Origin of the sequence: Dactylosporangium sp. CS-047395, assembly GCF_050942185.1 — a bacterium.
Lineage (GTDB): Bacteria > Actinomycetota > Actinomycetes > Mycobacteriales > Micromonosporaceae > Dactylosporangium.
Genome location: NZ_CP192015.1, coordinates 9,403,979 through 9,422,880, shown reverse-complemented (window position 1 = coordinate 9,422,880; position 18,902 = coordinate 9,403,979). Strand labels below are relative to the sequence as shown.

The 18,902-nt window shown below is 72.0% G+C and carries 15 protein-coding genes and 1 riboswitch; of the genes, 11 read left to right on the top strand and 4 right to left on the bottom strand.

Annotated elements, in window-relative coordinates; genetic code table 11:
- Positions 1 to 3: 3 nt before the first annotated feature.
- A riboswitch (TPP riboswitch) is annotated at positions 4 to 114 on the top strand.
- The 7 genes from thiS to ACQP00_RS44035 all read left to right on the top strand — a co-directional run bounded on the left by thiS (position 108) and on the right by ACQP00_RS44035 (position 5,838).
- The gene (gene thiS, locus ACQP00_RS44065) at positions 108 to 320 is read left to right on the top strand and encodes a sulfur carrier protein ThiS (protein WP_433208861.1); all 213 of its coding nucleotides are present in this window, start codon (positions 108 to 110) and stop codon (positions 318 to 320) included. (Overlaps the previous riboswitch by 7 nt.)
- Positions 313 to 1,086 (top strand): thiazole synthase, encoded by a 774-nt coding sequence (locus ACQP00_RS44060; protein ID WP_433208858.1) that lies wholly within the window; start codon positions 313 to 315, stop codon positions 1,084 to 1,086. The genes thiS and ACQP00_RS44060 overlap by 8 nt, the downstream gene beginning before the upstream one ends.
- Entirely contained in the window at positions 1,080 to 1,601 is a 522-nt protein-coding gene (locus ACQP00_RS44055) for a thiamine phosphate synthase (protein ID WP_433208855.1), read from the top strand. Before ACQP00_RS44060 ends, ACQP00_RS44055 begins: the two co-directional genes overlap by 7 nt.
- Positions 1,598 to 2,386 carry a bifunctional hydroxymethylpyrimidine kinase/phosphomethylpyrimidine kinase gene (gene thiD, locus ACQP00_RS44050; protein ID WP_433208852.1) on the top strand — a complete coding sequence of 263 codons (789 nt, stop codon included), beginning with the start codon at positions 1,598 to 1,600 and terminating at the stop codon, positions 2,384 to 2,386. The genes ACQP00_RS44055 and thiD overlap by 4 nt, the downstream gene beginning before the upstream one ends.
- A gap of 62 nt (positions 2,387 to 2,448) precedes the next feature.
- On the top strand, positions 2,449 to 3,966 hold the full coding sequence (gene thiC / locus ACQP00_RS44045) for a phosphomethylpyrimidine synthase ThiC (protein ID WP_433208849.1): 1,518 nt from the start codon (positions 2,449 to 2,451) through the stop codon (positions 3,964 to 3,966).
- Positions 3,967 to 3,976: 10 nt separating this feature from the next.
- Entirely contained in the window at positions 3,977 to 4,693 is a 717-nt protein-coding gene (locus tag ACQP00_RS44040; RefSeq protein ID WP_433208846.1) for a methyltransferase domain-containing protein, read from the top strand.
- A complete protein-coding gene (locus ACQP00_RS44035; RefSeq protein WP_433208843.1) occupies positions 4,690 to 5,838 on the top strand; it encodes an alkaline phosphatase family protein in 1,149 nt (382 codons plus the stop codon). Before ACQP00_RS44040 ends, ACQP00_RS44035 begins: the two co-directional genes overlap by 4 nt.
- A gap of 214 nt (positions 5,839 to 6,052) precedes the next feature.
- Here ACQP00_RS44035 and ACQP00_RS44030 read toward each other — a convergent pair whose 3' ends face one another.
- Positions 6,053 to 6,526, bottom strand: a complete 474-nt coding sequence (locus tag ACQP00_RS44030; RefSeq protein WP_433208840.1) for a hypothetical protein — start codon at positions 6,524 to 6,526, stop codon at positions 6,053 to 6,055.
- Positions 6,527 to 6,593: 67 nt separating this feature from the next.
- Between ACQP00_RS44030 and ACQP00_RS44025 the strand changes: the two genes are divergently transcribed.
- Positions 6,594 to 7,901, top strand: coding sequence for a DNA polymerase IV (locus tag ACQP00_RS44025; RefSeq protein ID WP_433208837.1), 1,308 nt, complete (start codon positions 6,594 to 6,596; stop codon positions 7,899 to 7,901).
- 153 nt (positions 7,902 to 8,054) lie between these two features.
- Complete coding sequence (locus tag ACQP00_RS44020) at positions 8,055 to 8,438, top strand: DUF3040 domain-containing protein (protein ID WP_433208835.1); 384 nt, start codon at positions 8,055 to 8,057, stop codon at positions 8,436 to 8,438.
- A 716-nt stretch (positions 8,439 to 9,154) separates the two neighbouring features.
- Here ACQP00_RS44020 and ACQP00_RS44015 read toward each other — a convergent pair.
- Genes ACQP00_RS44015 through ACQP00_RS44005 form a run of 3 tightly spaced genes read right to left on the bottom strand, consistent with a single transcriptional unit; the run spans position 9,155 to position 13,994 of the window.
- Complete coding sequence (locus ACQP00_RS44015) at positions 9,155 to 11,641, bottom strand: transglutaminase TgpA family protein (RefSeq protein WP_433208832.1); 2,487 nt, start codon at positions 11,639 to 11,641, stop codon at positions 9,155 to 9,157.
- Positions 11,638 to 12,936: a DUF58 domain-containing protein gene (locus ACQP00_RS44010; RefSeq protein WP_433208829.1), complete on the bottom strand. Its 1,299-nt coding sequence runs from the start codon at positions 12,934 to 12,936 to the stop codon at positions 11,638 to 11,640. Before ACQP00_RS44010 ends, ACQP00_RS44015 begins: the two co-directional genes overlap by 4 nt.
- 2 nt (positions 12,937 to 12,938) lie before the next feature.
- Positions 12,939 to 13,994, bottom strand: a complete 1,056-nt coding sequence (locus tag ACQP00_RS44005; protein WP_433208826.1) for an AAA family ATPase — start codon at positions 13,992 to 13,994, stop codon at positions 12,939 to 12,941.
- Positions 13,995 to 14,277: 283 nt separating this feature from the next.
- Here ACQP00_RS44005 and ACQP00_RS44000 point away from each other — a divergent pair, with 283 nt between their 5' ends.
- Complete coding sequence (locus ACQP00_RS44000) at positions 14,278 to 15,762, top strand: serine/threonine-protein kinase (protein WP_433208823.1); 1,485 nt, start codon at positions 14,278 to 14,280, stop codon at positions 15,760 to 15,762.
- Between the two features lie 255 nt (positions 15,763 to 16,017).
- Positions 16,018 to 18,864, top strand: coding sequence for a leucine--tRNA ligase (gene leuS, locus ACQP00_RS43995; protein WP_433208820.1), 2,847 nt, complete (start codon positions 16,018 to 16,020; stop codon positions 18,862 to 18,864).
- Positions 18,865 to 18,902 lie beyond the last annotated feature (38 nt).

Here is an 18,902-nt window from a genome sequence, read left to right as displayed (position 1 = left end):
CGAGGCGTATCCCACGGGAGTCCGGTGTGACCGGGCTGAGAGGGGGGCTGTGAGCCCCCGACCGTCGAACCTGATCCGGGTCATGCCGGCGCAGGGAGGCAGGAGTGATGAGCCACATGCAGCTCGTGGTCAACGCCGTCGCATCGACGGTCGCCGACGACACCACCGTCGCCGACGTGGTGCTCGCGCTCGCCGGGGACGATCCCCGCGGGATCGCGGTCGCCCTCAACGGTGACGTGGTGCCCCGCTCGCACTGGGCGCAGACCCGCCCGGCCGACGGCGACCATGTCGAGGTGCTGACGGCGGTGCAGGGTGGTTGACACCGCGGACGTCCTGGTCCTCGACGGCGTCGAGCTGCCGTCCCGGCTGATTCTCGGTACGGGCGGCGCCACCAGCCACGCCGCGCTGGAGGCCGCCATCCGGGCCAGCGGCACCGCCCTCGTCACCGTGGCGCTGCGCCGGCTCGACCCGGCCGCGCCCTCGCTGCTCGACGTGGTGGAGCGGTGCGGCGTGCGCGTGCTGCCCAACACCGCCGGCTGCTACACCGCGACCGAGGCGGTCAAGCTCGCCCACCTGGCGCGGGAGGCCTTCGGCACCAGCTGGGTGAAGCTCGAGGTGATCGGCGACGAGGAGACGCTGCTGCCGGACGGGGTCGAGCTGGTCACCGCGGCGGCCGAGCTCGCGGCGGACGGGTTCGTCGTGTTGCCGTACACGAGCGACGACCCGATCCTCGCCCAGCGCCTCGCCGACGTTGGCTGTGCCGCGGTCATGCCGCTCGGCGCGCCCATCGGCTCCGGCCTGGGCATCCGCAACCCGCACAACATCGCGCTCATCCGGCGGCTGGTCACCGTCCCGGTCATCCTCGACGCCGGGATCGGCACCGCCTCCGACGCCGCCCTCGCCATGGAGCTGGGCTGCGACGGGGTGCTGCTCGCCTCCGCCGTCACCCGGGCCGAGCACCCCGCGCGCATGGCCGAGGCGATGCGCCTCGCGGTGCGGGCCGGGCGGCTGGCCCACCTGGCCGGGCGCATCCCGCGCCGCCTGCACGCGACCGCATCCAGCCCGACCGGAGGCATGCCGTGGTAGCACCCATCGAGCCGCGTCTCGTCCTGTTCACCGACCGGCGGCAGGCCGAGCGCCCGCTGGACGAGGTCGTCGCCGGCGCGATCGACGGCGGCGCGCGGGTGGTGGTCCTGCGCGAGCACGACCTCCCGCCGCGGCGCCGGCTGCAGCTCGCGGCCGCCCTGCGCACCCGCCTCGACCAGGTCGGCGGCCGGCTGCTGCTGGAGGAGGACGGGGCGGTGCGCAAGTGCCACAACCTCGAGGAGCTCTTCGCGGCGGCCGACGGTCCGCGGTACGTCACGCTCTCCCCGATCTTCGCCACCCGCAGCAAGCCGGGGTACGGCCCGCCGCTCGGCCTGGCCGCGCTCGGCCGGATGGCCGTCGTGGCACCGGTCCCGGTGTACGCGCTCGGCGGCGTCGACACCCCGGCCCGGGCGCGCGACTGCCTCGACGAGGGCGCGGCGGGCGTGGCCGTGATGGGTGCCGTCATGCGCGCCGACGACCCGGCGCGGCTGGTCAAGGAGCTGCTGACCGCATGAGCGCCAACCCACCGGTCGCCATGACGATCGCCGGCTCGGACTCGGGCGGCGGGGCCGGGATTCAGGCCGACCTGAAGACCTTCGCCGCGCACGGCGTCTTCGGCACCAGCGTGATCACCGCGCTCACCGCGCAGAACACGGTCGGCGTGCGGGCCATCTCGGCCGTCGACCCGACGTTCGTCGCCGCGCAACTCGAGGCCGTGCTCGACGACCTGCCCGTCGCCGCGGTCAAGACCGGCATGCTCGCCACCCCCGAAACGGTGGCCACGGTCGCGAGGTTCGCGCCGCGGCTGCCCGGCCTCGTGGTCGATCCGGTGCTCGTCGCGTCCTCGGGCGACCGGTTGTTCACGGCCGATGCCGAGCGGGCGTACCTCGAGCTGCTCTTCCCGCACGCCACCGTGGTCACCCCGAACCTGCGGGAGGCGTCGGTGCTGCTGGGCCGCGAGGTCCTCGACGCCGACGACGCGATCAAGGCCGCCGCCGACCTCGCCGGCTTCGGACCCCGGTGCGTCGTGGTGAAGGGCGGGCATCTGCGGGGGAGCGCGGAGGCGGTCGATGCGATCTGGTACGACGGGCGCACCTCGCTCCTGACCGCGCCCTGGATCACCACGGCCAACAACCACGGCACGGGCTGCACGTTCGCGGCCTCACTGGTGTCCCGGCTGGCCTCGGGCGACGACCTTCCGGCCGCGCTCGACGGGGCCAAGACCTATGTGCACAACGCCCTGACCCGGGCCGCCGGGTGGTCGCTCGGGTCCGGTCACGGACCGCTCGCCTGGGGCTGAGTCTCTCCTTTTTCCGATCGACATTTCTGGCTACCCCCATGCCTTTTTCAGGAAGGAAGAGCATGAAGCGCAAGGTGTACGTCCAGGGCTCGCGCGAGGATCTCCGCGTCCCGTTCGCCGAGGTCGACCTGAGCGGCGACAACCCGCCGGTGCGGCTCTACGACACGTCGGGGCCGGTGACCGACCGACGGCCGTGGATCGCCGAGCGCGGCCCGGTCGAGCGGACCCAGCTGTACTACGCGCGCCAGGGCGTGATCACCCCGGAGATGGAGTTCGTGGCGATCCGCGAGGGCGTCGAACCGGAGCTGGTGCGCGCCGAGCTGGCGGCGGGCCGGGCCATCCTGCCCAACAACGTGAACCACCCGGAGAGCGAGCCGATGATCATCGGGTCGCGGTTCCTGGTGAAGGTCAACGCCAACATCGGCACCAGCGCGGTGTCCTCCGGCGTCGACGAGGAGGTGGCCAAGCTGACCTGGGCCACCCGCTGGGGCGCCGACACGGTCATGGACCTCTCGACGGGCAAGCACATCCACGCGACGCGCGAGGCGATCATCCGCAACTCGCCGGTTCCCATCGGTACCGTGCCGATCTACCAGGCCCTGGAGAAGGTCGGCGGGGATCCGTTGCGGCTGACCTGGGAGGCCTATCGCGACACGGTGATCGAGCAGGCGGAGCAGGGCGTCGACTACATGACGGTGCACGCGGGAGTGCTGCTGCGGTACGTGCCGCTGACCGTCAAGCGGGTCACCGGCATCGTGTCGCGGGGCGGCTCGATCATGGCCGCCTGGTGCCTGGCCCACCACGAGGAGAACTTCCTCTTCACCCACTTCGCGGAACTGTGCGAGATCTTCGCGCGGTACGACGTGGCCTTCTCCCTCGGCGACGGCCTGCGCCCGGGCTCCATCGCCGACGCGAACGACGAGGCCCAGCTGGCTGAACTGCGGACCCTGGGCGAGCTCACGAGCATCGCCTGGGAGCACGACGTGCAGGTCATGATCGAGGGCCCGGGGCACGTGCCGATGCACAAGATCAAGGAGAACGTGGACCTGCAGATGGAGTGGTGCCACGAGGCGCCGTTCTACACGCTCGGGCCGCTGACCACGGACATCGCGCCCGCGTACGACCACATCACCTCGGCCATCGGGGCGGCCATGATCGCGATGTACGGCACCGCGATGCTCTGCTACGTCACCCCCAAGGAGCACCTGGGACTGCCGAACCGCGACGACGTCAAGGCCGGCGTGATCGCCTACAAGATCGCCGCGCACGCCGCCGACCTGGCCAAGGGCCACCCGGGCGCGCAGGCGTGGGACGACGCGCTGTCCAAGGCCCGGTTCGAGTTCCGCTGGGAGGACCAGTTCAACCTGGCCCTCGACCCGGACACGGCGCGCTCGTACCACGACGAGACGCTCCCGGCCGAGCCCGCCAAGACCGCGCACTTCTGCTCCATGTGCGGCCCCAAGTTCTGCTCGATGCGGATCAGCCAGGACCTGCGCGAGTACGCCGAGCTCGGCATGCGGCAGAAGTCCGACGAGTTCACCGCGGCGGGCGGCCAGGTGTACCTTCCGCTGCTCCACTAAGGTCGGTGGGGTGGAGTCTTCCGCCCCCCGCACCGCGGTCGTCTGGCAGGTGCTGCGTCGCGAACTGGCCCGGGCCGAGCGTCCGCTGAACGCCCTCGACGTCGGCGGCGGCACCGGCGGCTTCGCCGTGCCGCTCGCCCAGGCCGGCCACACGGTCACCGTCGTGGACGCCAGCCCCGACGCGCTGGCCGCCCTCACCCGCCGCGCCGCCGAGGCCGGCGTGGGGGAGCGCGTCCGCGCGGTCCAGGGCGACGGCGACGGCCTGGCCGACCTGGTCGAGCCGGGGAGCGTCGACCTGGTCCTCTGCCACAGCCTGCTCGAGGTCGTGGACGACCCGCACAAGGTCGTCGCCGCGCTCGCCGGGACCCTGCGCCCCGGCGGCGCGGCCAGCGTCGTGGTCGCCAACCGCGCCGCCGCCGTCCTGGCCCGCGCGATCAGCGGCAACCTGGCCGCCGCGTCCCTGCTGATGGCGAGCCCCGACGGCCGGGGCGACAGCCGCGACCGGCTCCGCCGCCGCTACGACGCCGGCACCGCCACCGCCCTGCTGGACGAGTGCGGCCTGACCGTCGAGCAGGTCCACGGCGTCCGCGTCGTCGCCGACCTGGTCCCCGGCACCGTGGCCGAGAGCGAGCCCGAGGCCCTGGCCGCGTTCGAGCTGGCCCTGGCCGCGACCCCGCCGTACCGCGACATCGCCACCCAGCTCCACCTCCTAGCCCGGCGCGGATGAACCTCCTGGCTCCGGTCGAGCCGCGCTACGGCCACGCCAGCCTCGCCGACGTCCTCCCGACCGCGCTCGCCGTCCTGGGCGTCCCCGGCGCCGAGGACGTGCTGAACCTGGCCGGTGAGCTGGACGGCGTCCGCCGGATCGCGGTGGTCCTGCTGGACGGCCTGGGCTGGCACCAGCTCCCGCTGGCCGCCGGCCACGCCCCGACCATGACCGACATCGTCCAGGGCCGCCTCGGCTCGGCCCGCCCCATCACCTCGGGCTTCCCGTCCACCACCCCGGTCAGCCTGGTCACCCTGGGCACCGGCACGGCCCCCGGCCGGCACGGCATCGTCGGCTTCAACCTGCACCGCCCCGGCACCGACCAGGTGGTGAACCACCTGCACTGGACCGGCGAGCCGGATCCCGCGGACTGGCAGCCGGTCCCGACGGCGTTCACGAGAGCCCACGAGGCGGGCCTGGCCCCGACGGTCGTCACCAACCCCCGTTTCGCCGGTACGGGCCTGTCCCAGTCGGCCTACCGCGGCGCCCGCCTCGGCCCGGGCGTGGAGGCGGACGCGGTCGCGGAGGAGATGCTGGCCGCCCTGTCGGAGTCGAGCCTGGTGTACGGCTACCTCCCCGACGTCGACCGGGCCGGCCACGACTTCGGCCTGGCCACCCCGGAATGGCACCGGGCGACGGCGGACGCCGACCGCCTCGTGACCCGCCTGGTGGACGCCCTGCCCCCGGACACGGCCCTGCTGGTGACCGCCGACCACGGCCAGCTGGACATCCCGCCGGAGTGCCGGCTCGACCTGGCCCAGGACCCCCGCCTGACCACCGGCGTCTCGTTCGTGACGGGCGAGGCGAGGGTCCGCTACCTGCACACCGCGTCCGGCGCGGAGGCGGACGTCCTGGCCACCTGGCGCGCGATCCTGGGCGACCGGGCCTGGATCGTCCCCCGCGAGGAGGCGGTGGCGGCGGGCTGGTTCGGCCCGGTCCCGGAGTCCCACCTGCAGCGCATCGGCGACGTGGTGGCGGTGTGCCGGGACCGCTGGATTCTGCTGGCGAGCAACCACGAGCCGGCGCGGCTGGGGGAGATGGTGGCCTTCCACGGCTCCAGCACCCGGGCGGAGATGGAGATCCCGCTGCTGGTCGTGCGGCGGTAGGTACTGGCTGTTGTCGCGATATGTCGGGCTTCGTTCCTCAGCCCGACATATCGGACTTATACCCCGCCAGGTCATATATGCGCATCTGGCGGCGGTGATCAACGGCTGACCAGCGGTTTTCGGATCGCGGCGCCGGCGATGCGGGCCGGGTGAGGTCAGGGCCGGAAGACCGGGGGCGGCGGGCGCGGCTTCGACTGGTGCGGGCCGGGTGAGGTCAGGGCTGGAGGGCCGGGTGGCGGCGGCGCGGCTTCGACACGGTCGGGGTGGCGAGCAGGGCGGTGAGGTGGCGTACGTGGCGGGCCAGTTCCAGCCGCGGCACGTCCGCGCCCGCATGGTGGGCGACCAGGGCCAGGAGTTCGTCGCGGTCGGCGGCGACCAGGACGCCCGGGGAGCCGGCCGCGGGGTCGTCGGCGAGGACGGCGACGTCGGCGCGGCGCACGCCCAGTTGACCGGCGCGGTTCAGGTAGGTCTCGCCGGGCAGCAACAGCGGGATGCGGCGGGCGCGGGTCCAGCCGGCCACGAGGAGTACCGCTGCGGCTTCCGGGTTTATCGCCCTTGTCCATTCCGCCGTCGGGGTGATCACCAGACCGGGGACGACGCTGCAGGTCAGGGCCGGGTGGCGGCGGCGGAGTCCCTCGAGCGCCGCGACGACCGGCGCCAGGGGCGAGGTCATCGCGACATGGGCCATGCCCGGAAGGTAAGGCAAACCTAAGTTTTCGTCAAATTTGTCATAGGGGGCCGCTAGGGTCTGCGGTGTGGGGCGAAGTCAGGTGGTACCACGCGGAGGCGCCGAAGAGTTCGGGCCCGGCGCCGATGACACGGGCTGCACCGTGTTGCACGTCGACATGGACGCGTTCTATGCCTCGGTGGAGGTCCGCCGGCGGCCCGAGCTGCGCGGGAAGCCCGTCATCGTCGGCGGGGCGGGGCCGCGCGGGGTGGTGTCGGCGGCCAGTTACGAGGCGCGGAAATACGGCGTGCGCAGCGCGATGCCGGGGAGCCGGGCGCAGCGGCTGTGCCCGCAGGCGGTGTTTCTGCCGCCGGACTTCGCGGCCTACACGGAGGCGTCGCGGGCCGTGATGGCGATCTTCCGGGACGTGACGCCGCTGGTGGAGCCGCTGTCGCTGGACGAGGCGTTCCTCGATGTGGCCGGTGCGCGCCGGCTGCTCGGGCGGCCGGCCGAGATCGCCGCGCTGATCCGGGGGCGGGTGGCCAAGGAGCAGCGGCTGACGTGCTCGGTCGGGGTGGCCGGCACGAAGTTCCTGGCCAAGCTCGGTTCGACGCGGGCCAAGCCGGACGGGATGGTGGTCGTGCCGCGGGACCGGGAGCTCGAATACCTGCATCCGCTGCCGGTGGAGGCGCTGTGGGGCGTGGGCGAGCGGACGGCCGAGGCGCTGCAGCGGCTCGGGCTCAAGACCATCGGCGACCTGTCGGCGGCGCCGGTGGGGATGCTGCGCTCGGCCGTCGGGGACGCGGCGGCGCACCACCTGCACGAGCTGTCCTGGGCGCGGGACCCCCGACGGGTGATTCCTGAGCACGTGGAGAAGTCGATCGGCGCGGAGACCACGTTCGACGTCGACGTGAGCGACCTGTCGACCATCCGACGCACCATGCTCGCCCTGTCGGGGAAGGTCGCGGAGCGCCTCCGCCACGCCGGGCAGGCCGGCCGGACGGTCGCCGTCAAGATCAGGCTGGCCGACTTCCAGACGCTGAGCCGGTCACGCACCGTAGACGTGCCGACCGACGTGGCGCGGGAGATCTTCGAGATCGGCTGGGCGTTGTTCCAGGCCGGGCGGCCGGGGGAGCGCATTCGGCTGGTCGGGGTGCGGGTGGAGGGGCTGGTGCATGCCGACGGTACGCCCCGGCAGATGACGCTCGGTGAGCGCGACCACGGCTGGCGCGACGCCGAACGAGCGGCCGATGCGGTCGCCGCGCGGTTCGGCAAGGGGCTGGTGAAGCCGGCCAGCCTGCTGCGCGGGGACGGGATGCGCACCGACGGAAATGGAGCCGCACCGCGCGGGGAGGGGACGGAAGAGGCACCGAGAGGACACAATGGAAGGACATAGGAGCCAGACTCGTCGGAAAATCGGCACGGCCGGACCATCGTCCCGCTTTCCGACGGGTTGAACCCCTCGTAAACTTGCCAGTACGCAGCCGTCCGGCTGTGCCGGACTGCCGGTCCTCTCAGGGGCCGGCCTTCGCGACCGGGGAGGAGTGCCGTGCCGCTCTCGGAGCACGAGCAGCGGCTGTTCGAGCAGATCGAGCGGTCGCTAGCCGAGGATCCAAAGTTTGCTTCGGCGGTGCGCGCCACCGACCCGCGGTTCCATGCCAAGCGCCGGATGATCGCCGCAGGGATCCTGCTGCTGGCCGGCATGGCGCTGCTTGTCTACGGCGTGGCAATTCGAATTCCACTCCTCGGCGTGGGTGGCTTCCTGGTGATGCTGGGCGCGTTGGCGTTCGGCGTCCAGGCGTACCGCCGCGGCCAGTCCACCGACCTGCACGCGGTCGGCGGAACGGCCACACGTCGCACCCGCCAGCGCCGTGGTGGCCTGGTGGACCGCTTGGAGGAGCGCTGGCGCCGCCGTCCTGAGGGTGACCTCTAGCGGCTTCGCCGGCCGGGCTCGGGCCGCCCGCTGACCACGGACGGCCCCAAGTGGGTGAAGCGCGCCCTCGAACCGGGGCGGCGTTGGTCGACCCGCCTGGGCTGGGTGCTGCGCGGGCTTGATCCGGCCTGGTGGCCCTATCGCCATCTCCTCGGTGCGGCAGCCGGCCGCCGTGAGTCGCCTTCCGCGCGCCGTGAGCCGCCTTCCGCGCGCCGTGACAAGCCCTCCGCGCGCCGTGACAAGCCCTCCGCGCGCCGTGACAAGCCCTCCGCGCGCCGTGACAAGCCCTCCGCGCGCCGTGACAAGCCCTCCGCGCGCCGTGACAAGCCTTCCGCGCGCCGTGACAAGCCTTCCCCGCGCGCCATGACAAGCCTTCCGCGCGCCGTGAGAAGCCTTCCGCGCGTTGCGAGCCGACCTCTGCGCTGCGAGCCGTCTTCCGCGCCGTGAGCCGTCGCGCCTGTTGCCTCGACGATCCGGTTCGAGCGATTGCGGCCGTCTCCCACACCACCCCCAGACCGGTCCGGTGCACGCGACCATGGCAGTTTCACCGCGACGAAGATCAATTCGGAACCAGTAATCACCGCGAATCGGAAATAAGACCCGTCAGGCGAAAAATCCGATAAGTCGCGGCGCGCCAGCGCCCGACTTATCGGACAAAAAACGAAGACCGCCCCCGCAGCAAAGCAGGAGCGGCCTTCACCAAAGAACAACAGCAGTTATTGATCAGCCCGTCGAGCCACGATCCGCCGCACGCTCAACGTACGCATGGCCGCATCCCACCCGCGACCCATCGACAGCGCCGCCCCGCTCGACCGCGTCGAGAACGCCGTCCGCCACCGTCGGAGGACGGAAGGCGGCAGGAAGCGGGCGAGAAGCCGTACCTTCCGCGTGGCGTTGGAGGCGAACGCCGACTCGACCGAAGTGATCGCCGACCGCAGCTCCCGCCCCGTCAAGGGCCGCCGCGCGTAGCGGGCGTGCTCCTCCACGGTCGAGATCAGGCGGGCACCGGAAGCGGCCTGCTCCTGCAGCCGCTCCTTCGCCACGATGCGTTCCACGGTCGCCCGTGGGGTTTCGGCCTCGTCGACCGGGACGCGGTAGTCGACCATGGTGTCGATCAGCTCGTCCCAGGCCTTGTGGGCATCGTTCCGCGCCGTGATCAGGGTGCCCTCGTCGGGGATGACCTGCATCGCCGGGCCGTCGCCGACCGGGGTGGCCACCGGGGTCACCGCCGGGCCGAAGGTCAGCCGGCGGCGCCTGGTGCGGGAGCGGGAGAACGCCGGCGCGGCCAGCAGCAGGACCGCCACGAGCACCGCGAAGAGCGTGATGCCCGCCGCGCTGAGGACGAAGTTCTTCACCAGCGTGCCGAACGAGTCGCCCGTGCCGCCCGACTGGCCCGTGGTGTCGCCCGGGTTGTTGTGCGGGTCGGCCGCCTGCGGTGCGGCCGAGGTGTCGGCCTGCGGGTTGCGGTCGTTGCCCGGCCGGTCGACCGAGTCGTCGCCGGTCACGGCGCCCGGGGTCGGCAGGTACGACGCCGTCACCGAGCCGCTGATCTGGGTCGACGGGGTCGCGTCGAAGGGCAGCCAGCCGTACCCGGGGAAGTAGACCTCGGTCCAGGCGTGCAGGTTGAAGTTGGTCAGCGTCATCGTGTTGCCGCTGCGCGAGCCGCCGCGGGCGAAGCCGAACGCCACCCGGGCCGGGATCTTGGCCTCGCGCAGCATCCAGCCGAAGGCGGCCGCGTACTGGGCGCAGTAGCCGCGCTTGTTGGTCAGGAAGTCCGCGATCTTCGTGCCGCTGGTGTCGGGGCCGGTCGTGATGTCATACACGAACCCGTTGTCCGGCGAGAAGAAGTCGTAGATCGCCTTGACCTTGTCGTACTCGTTGTTCTTGCCCTTGGTCAGCTCGTCGACCTTGCTCTTGACGAACGGGTTGCTCGGGGCCGTGGCCAGGTCCTTGAGCAGCGGGTCGGACAGGTTGACGGCCGGGGCCGCGCGCAGCTGGTCGGGGCTGATGTCCGGCCGCTGGTACGTGATGTTGAAGGTCTTCTTGTTGGTGGTGTCTTTCGTGGAGTACACGACGGCGGTTTTCGGATCGAACGCCCACTGGTTGCTCAGCTTGTCGATCTTCGAGGGCCACGTGTAGATCGGCATGAAGCTGATCGCGAGCTCGTTGGTGATCTCGATCTTGGCCGTGTGCGTCTCGGACTTGACCTGCGGGCCCCACTCGGGCTTGCTGAAGCCGTTGCTCACGGGCGCGCCGCCGGTGATCGGGCGGGCCGCGAAGCCCTTGTTGTTGAGGTCCTCGAGGACGTTGAAGCGCAGGTAGAACGGGTGCTCGTCGTCGATGTTGGTCACCTTGACCATGTCGAACGGCTTGTCCCGGGTGAGCTGGCCGGACAGCAGCGCGAACATGCTGACCGACTTGCCGTTCTTGCCGTTGCCGATCCCGGCGCCCCCGCCGCCGGCCCCGGTGCCGAGGCTGTCGAGCACCCCGGCCGGCATCGCGAACGGGATGAGCGGGATGACCACGGCCGCGGCCACGCTGATCGCGCCGAGGCGCTGGCCCGCGGCCGCGAGCGGCGAGGGCTCCCACAGGTCGACGTCGCGGCCGTCGCCGGTGAAGCGGCGCCCGAAGCGGCGGACCCGGTCGACGTTGTCGGTGACCAGCAGCCACAGGAAGCCCACGGCGCCGAGCGCGAAGGGGAACCATGCGGTGGTCTCGGTGTCGACGGTGACCGGCACCGAGTAGATCGCCAGCATCGGCAGCCCCGCGAGGGCGGGCCGGCGCAGCACGACCGCGAACAGGTCGACGAGCAGCGCGACCGCGGCGACGCCGAGCGTGGCGAGGAACAGGAAGCCCTCGCGGTCGCCGACGGGCGTCGCGTACTCGCTCATCTCCTCCGACGCCGTGCGCAGCAGCTGCCCGAAGTGGGCGATCGTGCCGGGCGAGGGCAGGATGCCGAGGAACTCCTCGTGGCTGCGGTACAGCCAGGTCAGCGACAGCAGCGCCGACAGCGCCATGGCCGCCGTCGGGGCCCACGCGGGCGCCCGCAGGCTGCGCACCAGAAGCCCGACCCCGCACATGACCGCCACGACGAGGAACGCGCGGATGGCCCAGGTGTAGTGGTCGAAGACGTTGATCAGCGGCAGCGACGCGAGAAACGCCGACCCGGCCGCGATCAGGGTGAGATGTTTGCGCTGGTTCACCGCACTCCTCCTGCGACGCTTTCGGCCGAGGCGGCTCGCCAGGCGAAGCCCTGCGACCCCCGGCCGGTCTGCGGCCACAGCCCGGACAGCTTGGCCCCGTGCGGCACCCCGACGACCCGCCAGCCGCTGCGCAGCAGCGCCAGCGACGCGACGCCGCGCGCCTTGTCCGCCTCCTCGCGGGCCGCCGTCGGCAGGTTGAGCCAGGTCGAGGAGTCGATGAACAGCGCGATGCAGGTCGCGTTGTTGGACCGGAACCCGGCCAGCAGCTCGGCCTCGGCCGAGGACAGCAGCCCGAAGATGCCGATGATCAGGCCGCCGTCACTGCGCCGGCGGACGCGCTCGATCAGCGTGCCGATGTCCCCGCGCTGGGCCAGCCGCACGTCGGCGAGCTGGTCGAGCAGGGGGCCGTCGCCGTCGATCTCGGTCGCGTCGACGTCCACGCCGGCATCCGTGACGAGCCGCATCTTGTACCCCGCGTGCCGCAGATGCACCGCGATGCTCGCGGCCGCGGAGACGGCCCACTCGAAGCTCGCCGTCGGGCCCTCGCCGCGGTGGGCGGTGGAGCGGGTGTCGAGCACGACCGTCGCCCGGCTCTCCCACGGCTGCTCCTCGCGGCGCACCATGAGCTCGCCGGTGCGGGCCGTCGAGCGCCAGTGCACGCGGCGCAGGTCGTCGCCGTAGCGGTACTCCCGCGTGGCCGCGTCGTCCTCGCCGTGCACGGCGACGGAGCGGGCCCGGCTCTCCCCGGACCCGGCGAACTCGCCGGCCAGGCGCACCGACGGCAGCGCCACGACCTGCGGGATCACCGTGAGCCGGTCCACGGACGGGAAGGCCCGGGTCAGCTCGCACAGCCCGAACGGGTCGGTCAGGCGCACGACCAGCGGGCCGACCTCGTAGCGGCCGCGCACGTCGGCGCGCACGGTGTACGCCACGGAGCTGGCCTGGTGCGCGCCGAGCTTCTCCAGCACCAGCCGCGGCCGGCTGCCCAGCGCGTAGGGCAGCCGGTCCTCCAGCAGCATCGTGCCGGTGGGCAGTCGCGAGAGGTTCTGCAGCCGCAGGATGACCCGCGCGCTCGCGCCGACCTGGACGCGGTGCGGGTCGAGGGTGCGGCTGCAGGACAGGCGGTACCGGGTCCGCCCCACGTACGCCGCCGAGAGCAGCGGCAGCGCGGCGAGCAGCAGGGCCACCCGCAGCAGGTCGCGTTCGCCGAGGATCAGGGCGGCGATGAGGGCCGCTGCGGCGGCGGCCAGGAAACTACGACCCCGGGTGGTGAGCCCCCGCAGCGCCTCTCGCATGCTCAGCGGCCCCCGTACTGCTGGGGCCGCTGCTGCTGCGGTTGCGGCCGGGTGTCGTACGGCGAGCGCTGGGGCCGGTCGGACGGCAGGGGCAGGCGGTGCACGAGCTCGGCGATGATCGCGTCGGTGGTGCGCCGGGACAGCTGGGCCTCGGCGGTCGGGATCACGCGGTGGGCGAGCACGGGTACCGCGAGCGCCTGCAGGTCGTCGGGGAGGACGAACTCGCGGCCCTCGATGGCGGCGACGGCCCGGGCGGTGCGCAGCAGCTGCAGCGTGGCGCGGGGCGAGGCGCCGAGGCGCAGCTCGCCGGACTCGCGGGTGGCGGTGACGATGTTGACCGCGTACTGCTTGACCGCGTCGGCGACGTGCACGTCACGCACGGTGGCGATCATCCGGCGCATGATGCTGCCGTCGGAGACCGGCACGAGGTCGTCCAGCGCGTCGTGGCGGCCGTGGACGTCGAGCATGGCCAGCTCCGCACCCATATCCGGGTAGCCCATGGCGATCCGGGCGGTGAACCGGTCGCGCTGGGCCTCGGGCAGCGGGTAGGTGCCCTCCATCTCGATCGGGTTCTGGGTGGCGACCACCATGAAGGGGACCTGCAGCGGGTACGTCGCGCCGTCGACGGTGACCTGCCGCTCCTCCATGCTCTCCAGCAGCGCCGACTGGGTCTTCGGGGACGCGCGGTTGATCTCGTCGCCGACCACGATGTTCGCGAACACCGCGCCCGGCTTGAACTCGAAGTCGCGGGTCTCCTGGTTGTACACGCTCACGCCGGTGACATCGCTGGGCAGCAGGTCGGGCGTGAACTGGATCCGCCGGACCGAGCAGTCGATCGACCGCGCGAGGGCCTTGGCGAGTTTGGTCTTGCCGACGCCGGGGACATCTTCGATGAGGAGGTGGCCCTCAGCGAGCATCACCGCGAGCGCCAGCCGCACCGTGGCGGTCTTGCCCTCGATGACCTGCTCGATGTTGGACACGATCGCATCGGTCGCGGCGCGGAACTCGGGCGCTGGTAGCGGCGCGCCGAGTTCCTCGAACGTGCGGTGCCTGGTCAACTGGCCTCCTCGTGGTCGTGCCGTGGCCACCGTTAGGTGTAAGACCCATAGGTGAACCGCCCGGTTGCAGAAAAACGTTGTCATCAGATTGCAACCGAGCCGTTGTTATCCCCTCAGGCTAGCCGGGGAATTGACAAGCCGCCGGACGCGAATACGTTGATATCGGACATCCCAGTCGACCAGTCGGCCGGAGTTTTCTGGCCGCGCCGACGTACCCGTCCAAACCTGCGCTAAACGGGCCGTTGCCGTGTCGGCCCGCGTCGATTGGGGCAGACTGGGCGGGATGGATGCCGGGCACCTGATCAACGGGCGGTACCTCCTCGCCGAGCAGCTCGGCGAGGGCGGTATGTCCGTCGTGTGGCGGGCCCACGACCGCGTGCTCGGCCGCGAGGTCGCGGTCAAGGTCCTCAACTCCCGGCTCGCCGAGGACGCCGACTGGCGCCGGCGCATCCGGCTGGAGGCCCGGTCGGCGGCGCGGCTTTCGCACCCGAACATCACCAATGTGTACGACTACGGCGAGACTTCGGATCACATTCCGTTCGTCGTCATGGAGTTGTTGCGCGGCCCGACCCTGGGCGAGCAGTTGCGCGGCGGGCCGCTGAAGCCGGCCGCGGCCGTGCGGATCTGCGCGGAGGTCGCCGCCGGCCTGGCCGCCGCGCACGCCGAGGGTCTCGTGCACCGCGACGTGAAGCCGGCCAACGTCATGCTGACCCCGGACGCGGCGAAGGTGCTCGACTTCGGCATCGTGGGCATCGTCGGCATCCCGGACGAGGACGACACCGACCAGGTGCTGGGCACACCGGCCTACCTGGCCCCGGAGCGGCTGCTGTCCGGATCGGTGACCCCGGCGAGCGACGTGTACGCGTTCGGGCTGCTGCTGTACCGCTGCCTGACCGGCCAGCTGCCCTGGAGCGGCGAGACGACGACCCAGATGGTCACCGCGCACGTCACCGTCGCGCCGGCGCCCCTGCCGGAGATCGACGGACTGTCCCCGGACGTGCGCGAGCTGTGCATGCAGTGCCTGGCCAAGGAGCCGGACGACCGCCCGGCCGCCGTCGTGGTCGCGGCCCGGCTGGCCGGCGCGGCGGGCATCGTGCCGCGGTTCTCCGTCGTCCTGCAGGAACCGGATCCCGGCGATCCGCGGCCGGAGCCGAGCACGCAGCTCGTCGACCTGCCGCTCCTGCCGGGCATCGCCCGGGACGAGACGGGGACGGTGGAGACCGCCGGCGACCGCCGCCGCGTCCTGCTCGGCCTCGGTGCCCTGGTCGCCATCGCGGGCCTGGTCACCGCGGCGGTCCTGACCACTGGCGACCCCGCACCACGGACCACCGCCGAGGCGGCGGCACCGGTCTCCGCCGCCCCGTCCTCCGCGCCGCCGGCCGCGGACGCCTCGCCGGCTCCCTCGCAACAGGCCGTCACGACCACCACCGCGCCGGCGACCACGACCGCACCGCCGGCGTCGAGCACCGCCACCCTGGTCGGCGACACGCAGCCGGGCCCCGGCGGCGGACCGGCCCCGGGCCCGCCCGGTCCGGGCGTGGGCGTGGGCGTGAACCTGCCGACGGGCGGTGGCGTGATCGTCGCGATCTGTGCCGGTAAGAAGGTCAACGTGCAGCGGGTGCTGCCCGGGCCCGGCATCGAGGTGGTGCGCGCGGACCTCGGCGAGCGCGGCGGCAACGCGCGGGTGGAGCTGCGCAAGGGCGACCAGCGGCTGCGCTACGACGTGTCCTGCCCGGGCGGCGGACCGCCGGTGGTCACCCAGCACTGAGCCACCGGCACTGAGCCACCGGCACTGAGCCGCCAGCACTGGGCCGCCAGCACTGGGCCGCCGCATCGACGGGCGGAAAATGGTGTCGCGGGCTGCGGTACACTGCGGATATGACCCGGGTAGTCCGGCTTCTTAGCGAGCCGTGCTGACGCGAACACACCTCGCGACCAGCACGGCGACCCCTCCTGCGCGAGGGGTTTTTTCATGCCCGGACAATGTTGGGGAATCTCGAGACCTGAGGGTGGCGACGAAGTCATGAGCGAGGCAGTGACCGACGGGGCGGTCGACATCCCGCCGTACCGCTACACCGCCGCGATGGCGACGGACATCGAAGCGTGCTGGCAGGACTACTGGTCCGAGCACGGCACGTTCCACGCGCCGAACCCGACCGGCCCGCTCAGCGACCCCAACCACCCGCGCGCCGGGGCCCCGAAGCTGTACGTGATGGACATGTTCCCCTACCCGTCGGGCGCCGGCCTGCACGTCGGGCACCCGCTGGGGTACATCGGCACGGACTGCTACACGCGGTACTTCCGGATGGCGGGCTACAACGTCCTGCACCCGATGGGCTTCGACTCGTTCGGCCTGCCGGCGGAGCAGTACGCGGTGCAGACCGGCACCCACCCGCGCACGACCACCGAGGCCAACATCGAGCGGTACCGCAGCCAGCTGCGCCGCCTGGGCCTGGCCTACGACGACCGGCGCAGCGTGGCCACCACGGACACCGAGTTCTACCACTGGACCCAGTGGATCTTCCTGCAGATCTTCAACTCGTGGTTCGACGCGGAGCAGAACAAGGCCCGCCCGATCGACGAGCTGATCGCCGGGTTCGCCGACGGCACGCGCCCGACTCCGGACGGCCGGGCCTGGGACGCGCTGTCCGCGGTCGAGCGCCGCAAGATCGTCGACGAGCACCGCCTGGCCTACATCTCCGAGGCCCCGGTCAACTGGTGCCCGGGCCTGGGCACCGTGCTGGCCAACGAGGAGGTCACCCCGGACGGGCGCAGCGAGCGGGGCAACTTCCCGGTCTTCAAGCGCAACCTGCGCCAGTGGATGATGCGGATCACCGCGTACGGCGACCGGCTGCTGGACGACCTGGACCGGCTGGACTGGCCGGACAAAGTCAAGTCCATGCAGCGCAACTGGATCGGCCGCTCGCGCGGCGCCCACGTGGACTTCAGAGTCGAAGGAACCCCGAGCAGCGACACGATTCGAGTCTTCACCACCCGCCCGGACACGCTGTTCGGCGCCACCTACATGGTGCTGGCGCCGGAGCACGAGCTGGTCGACTCGCTGCTGCCCGCGGCCTGGCCCGACGGGACCAACGAGAAGTGGACCGGCGGCGCGGGCACCCCGGCCGAGGCGGTCGCCGCCTACCGCGCGTTCGCCGCGGCCAAGTCCGACGTCGAGCGGCAGGCCGACGCCAAGGAGAAGACCGGCGTCTTCACCGGCGCCTACGCGATCAACCCGGTCGACGGCCGCTCGGTGCCGGTGTTCATCGCCGACTACGTGCTGGCCGGCTACGGCACCGGCGCGATCATGGCGGTGCCCGGCCAGGACGAGCGCGACTGGGAGTTCGCCGAGGTCTTCGAACTGCCCATCATCCGTACCGTGCAGCCGTCCGAGGGCTTCGACGGCAAGGCGTTCACCGGCGACGGCCCGGCGATCAACTCGTCGTTCCTGAACGGGATGGGCGTGGCCGAGGCCAAGTCCTCGATCATCGAGTGGCTGGAGGAGAACGGGCACGGCGTCGGGGCGATCACGTACCGCCTGCGCGACTGGCTGTTCAGCCGCCAGCGGTACTGGGGCGAGCCCTTCCCGATCGTCTACGACGAGACCGGGATGCCGATCGCGCTGCCCGAGGCGATGCTGCCCGTCGAGCTGCCGGAGGTCGAGGACTTCTCGCCGCGCACCTTCGAGGTGGACGACGCCGGCAGCATGCCGGAGACGCCGCTGTCCCGGGCCAAGGAGTGGGTCGAGGTGACCCTGGACCTGGGCGACGGGCCGAAGACCTACACCCGCGAGACCAACGTCATGCCGCAGTGGGCCGGCTCCAGCTGGTACGAGCTGCGCTACCTGGACCCGGCGAACTCCTCGAAGCTGGTCGACCCGGAGAACGAGCGCTACTGGATGGGCCCCCAGCAGCCGGGCGACGTCGGCGGCGTCGACCTGTACGTGGGCGGCGTCGAGCACGCGGTGCTGCACCTGCTGTACGCGCGCTTCTGGCACAAGGTGCTGTTCGACCGCGGCTTCGTCTCGTCCGAGGAGCCGTTCCGCAAGCTGTTCAACCAGGGCTACATCCAGGCGTACGCCTACAAGGACGAGCGCGGCGTGTACGTCGAGGCGGAGAAGGTCGAGGAGCGTCAGGCCGGCAAGTTCTTCTTCGGCGACCGGGAGGTCAGCCGGGAGTACGGCAAGATGGGCAAGTCGCTGAAGAACGTCGTCACGCCCGACGAGATGTGCGAGCGGTACGGCGCGGACACCTTCCGGGTGTACGAGATGTCGATGGGCCCGCTGGACGTCTCCCGCCCGTGGGAGACCCGGGCGGTCGTCGGCGCCCAGCGCTTCCTGCAGCGGGTCTGGCGGCTGGTCGTCGACGAGCAGACCGACGGCCTGCGGGTGACCGACGCCGCGCTGGACGACGAGACGCGGCGCCTGCTGCACCGGGTCATCGACGGCGTCCGGGTCGACATCGAGGAGATGCGCTTCAACACGGCCATCGCCAAGATGATCGAGCTGACCAACCGGGTCACCCAGATCTCGTCCGCGGGCACCCCGCGCGAGGTCGCCGACCCGCTGGCCCGCCTGATCGCCCCGTTCGCCCCGCACCTGGCCGAGGAGCTGTGGCAGCGGATGGGCCACGAGACGTCGGTGGCGTACGCGGACTTCCCGAAGGCCGACCCGGCCTACCTGGTGGCCGAGTCCGTGACGATTCCGGTCCAGGTCAACGGCAAGGTCCGGGGCAAGGTCGAGATCGCGGCCGACGCGGACGAGGACACCGTGCGGGCGGCGGCACTGAGCGAGGTGGCCGAGCAGCTGGGCGGCAAGACCCCGAAGAAGGTCATCGTCGTGAAGGGCCGCATGGTCTCGGTCGTCGTCTGACCTGTCTGAACCAAGGGGCCGGCTCGAGCGCGAGCCGG

What these genes read in the sequence shown, in the direction of transcription:
- thiS (WP_433208861.1), top strand. Translation starts at nt 108, where the DNA reads ATGAGCCACATGCAGCTCGTGGTCAACGCCGTCGCATCGACGGTCGCC.
- thiD (WP_433208852.1), top strand. Translation starts at nt 1,598, where the DNA reads ATGAGCGCCAACCCACCGGTCGCCATGACGATCGCCGGCTCGGACTCG.
- thiC (WP_433208849.1), top strand. Translation starts at nt 2,449, where the DNA reads ATGAAGCGCAAGGTGTACGTCCAGGGCTCGCGCGAGGATCTCCGCGTC.
- ACQP00_RS44035 (WP_433208843.1), top strand. Translation starts at nt 4,690, where the DNA reads ATGAACCTCCTGGCTCCGGTCGAGCCGCGCTACGGCCACGCCAGCCTC.
- ACQP00_RS44030 (WP_433208840.1), bottom strand. Translation starts at nt 6,526, where the DNA reads ATGGCCCATGTCGCGATGACCTCGCCCCTGGCGCCGGTCGTCGCGGCG.
- ACQP00_RS44010 (WP_433208829.1), bottom strand. Translation starts at nt 12,936, where the DNA reads ATGCGAGAGGCGCTGCGGGGGCTCACCACCCGGGGTCGTAGTTTCCTG.
- ACQP00_RS44000 (WP_433208823.1), top strand. Translation starts at nt 14,278, where the DNA reads ATGGATGCCGGGCACCTGATCAACGGGCGGTACCTCCTCGCCGAGCAG.
- leuS (WP_433208820.1), top strand. Translation starts at nt 16,018, where the DNA reads ATGAGCGAGGCAGTGACCGACGGGGCGGTCGACATCCCGCCGTACCGC.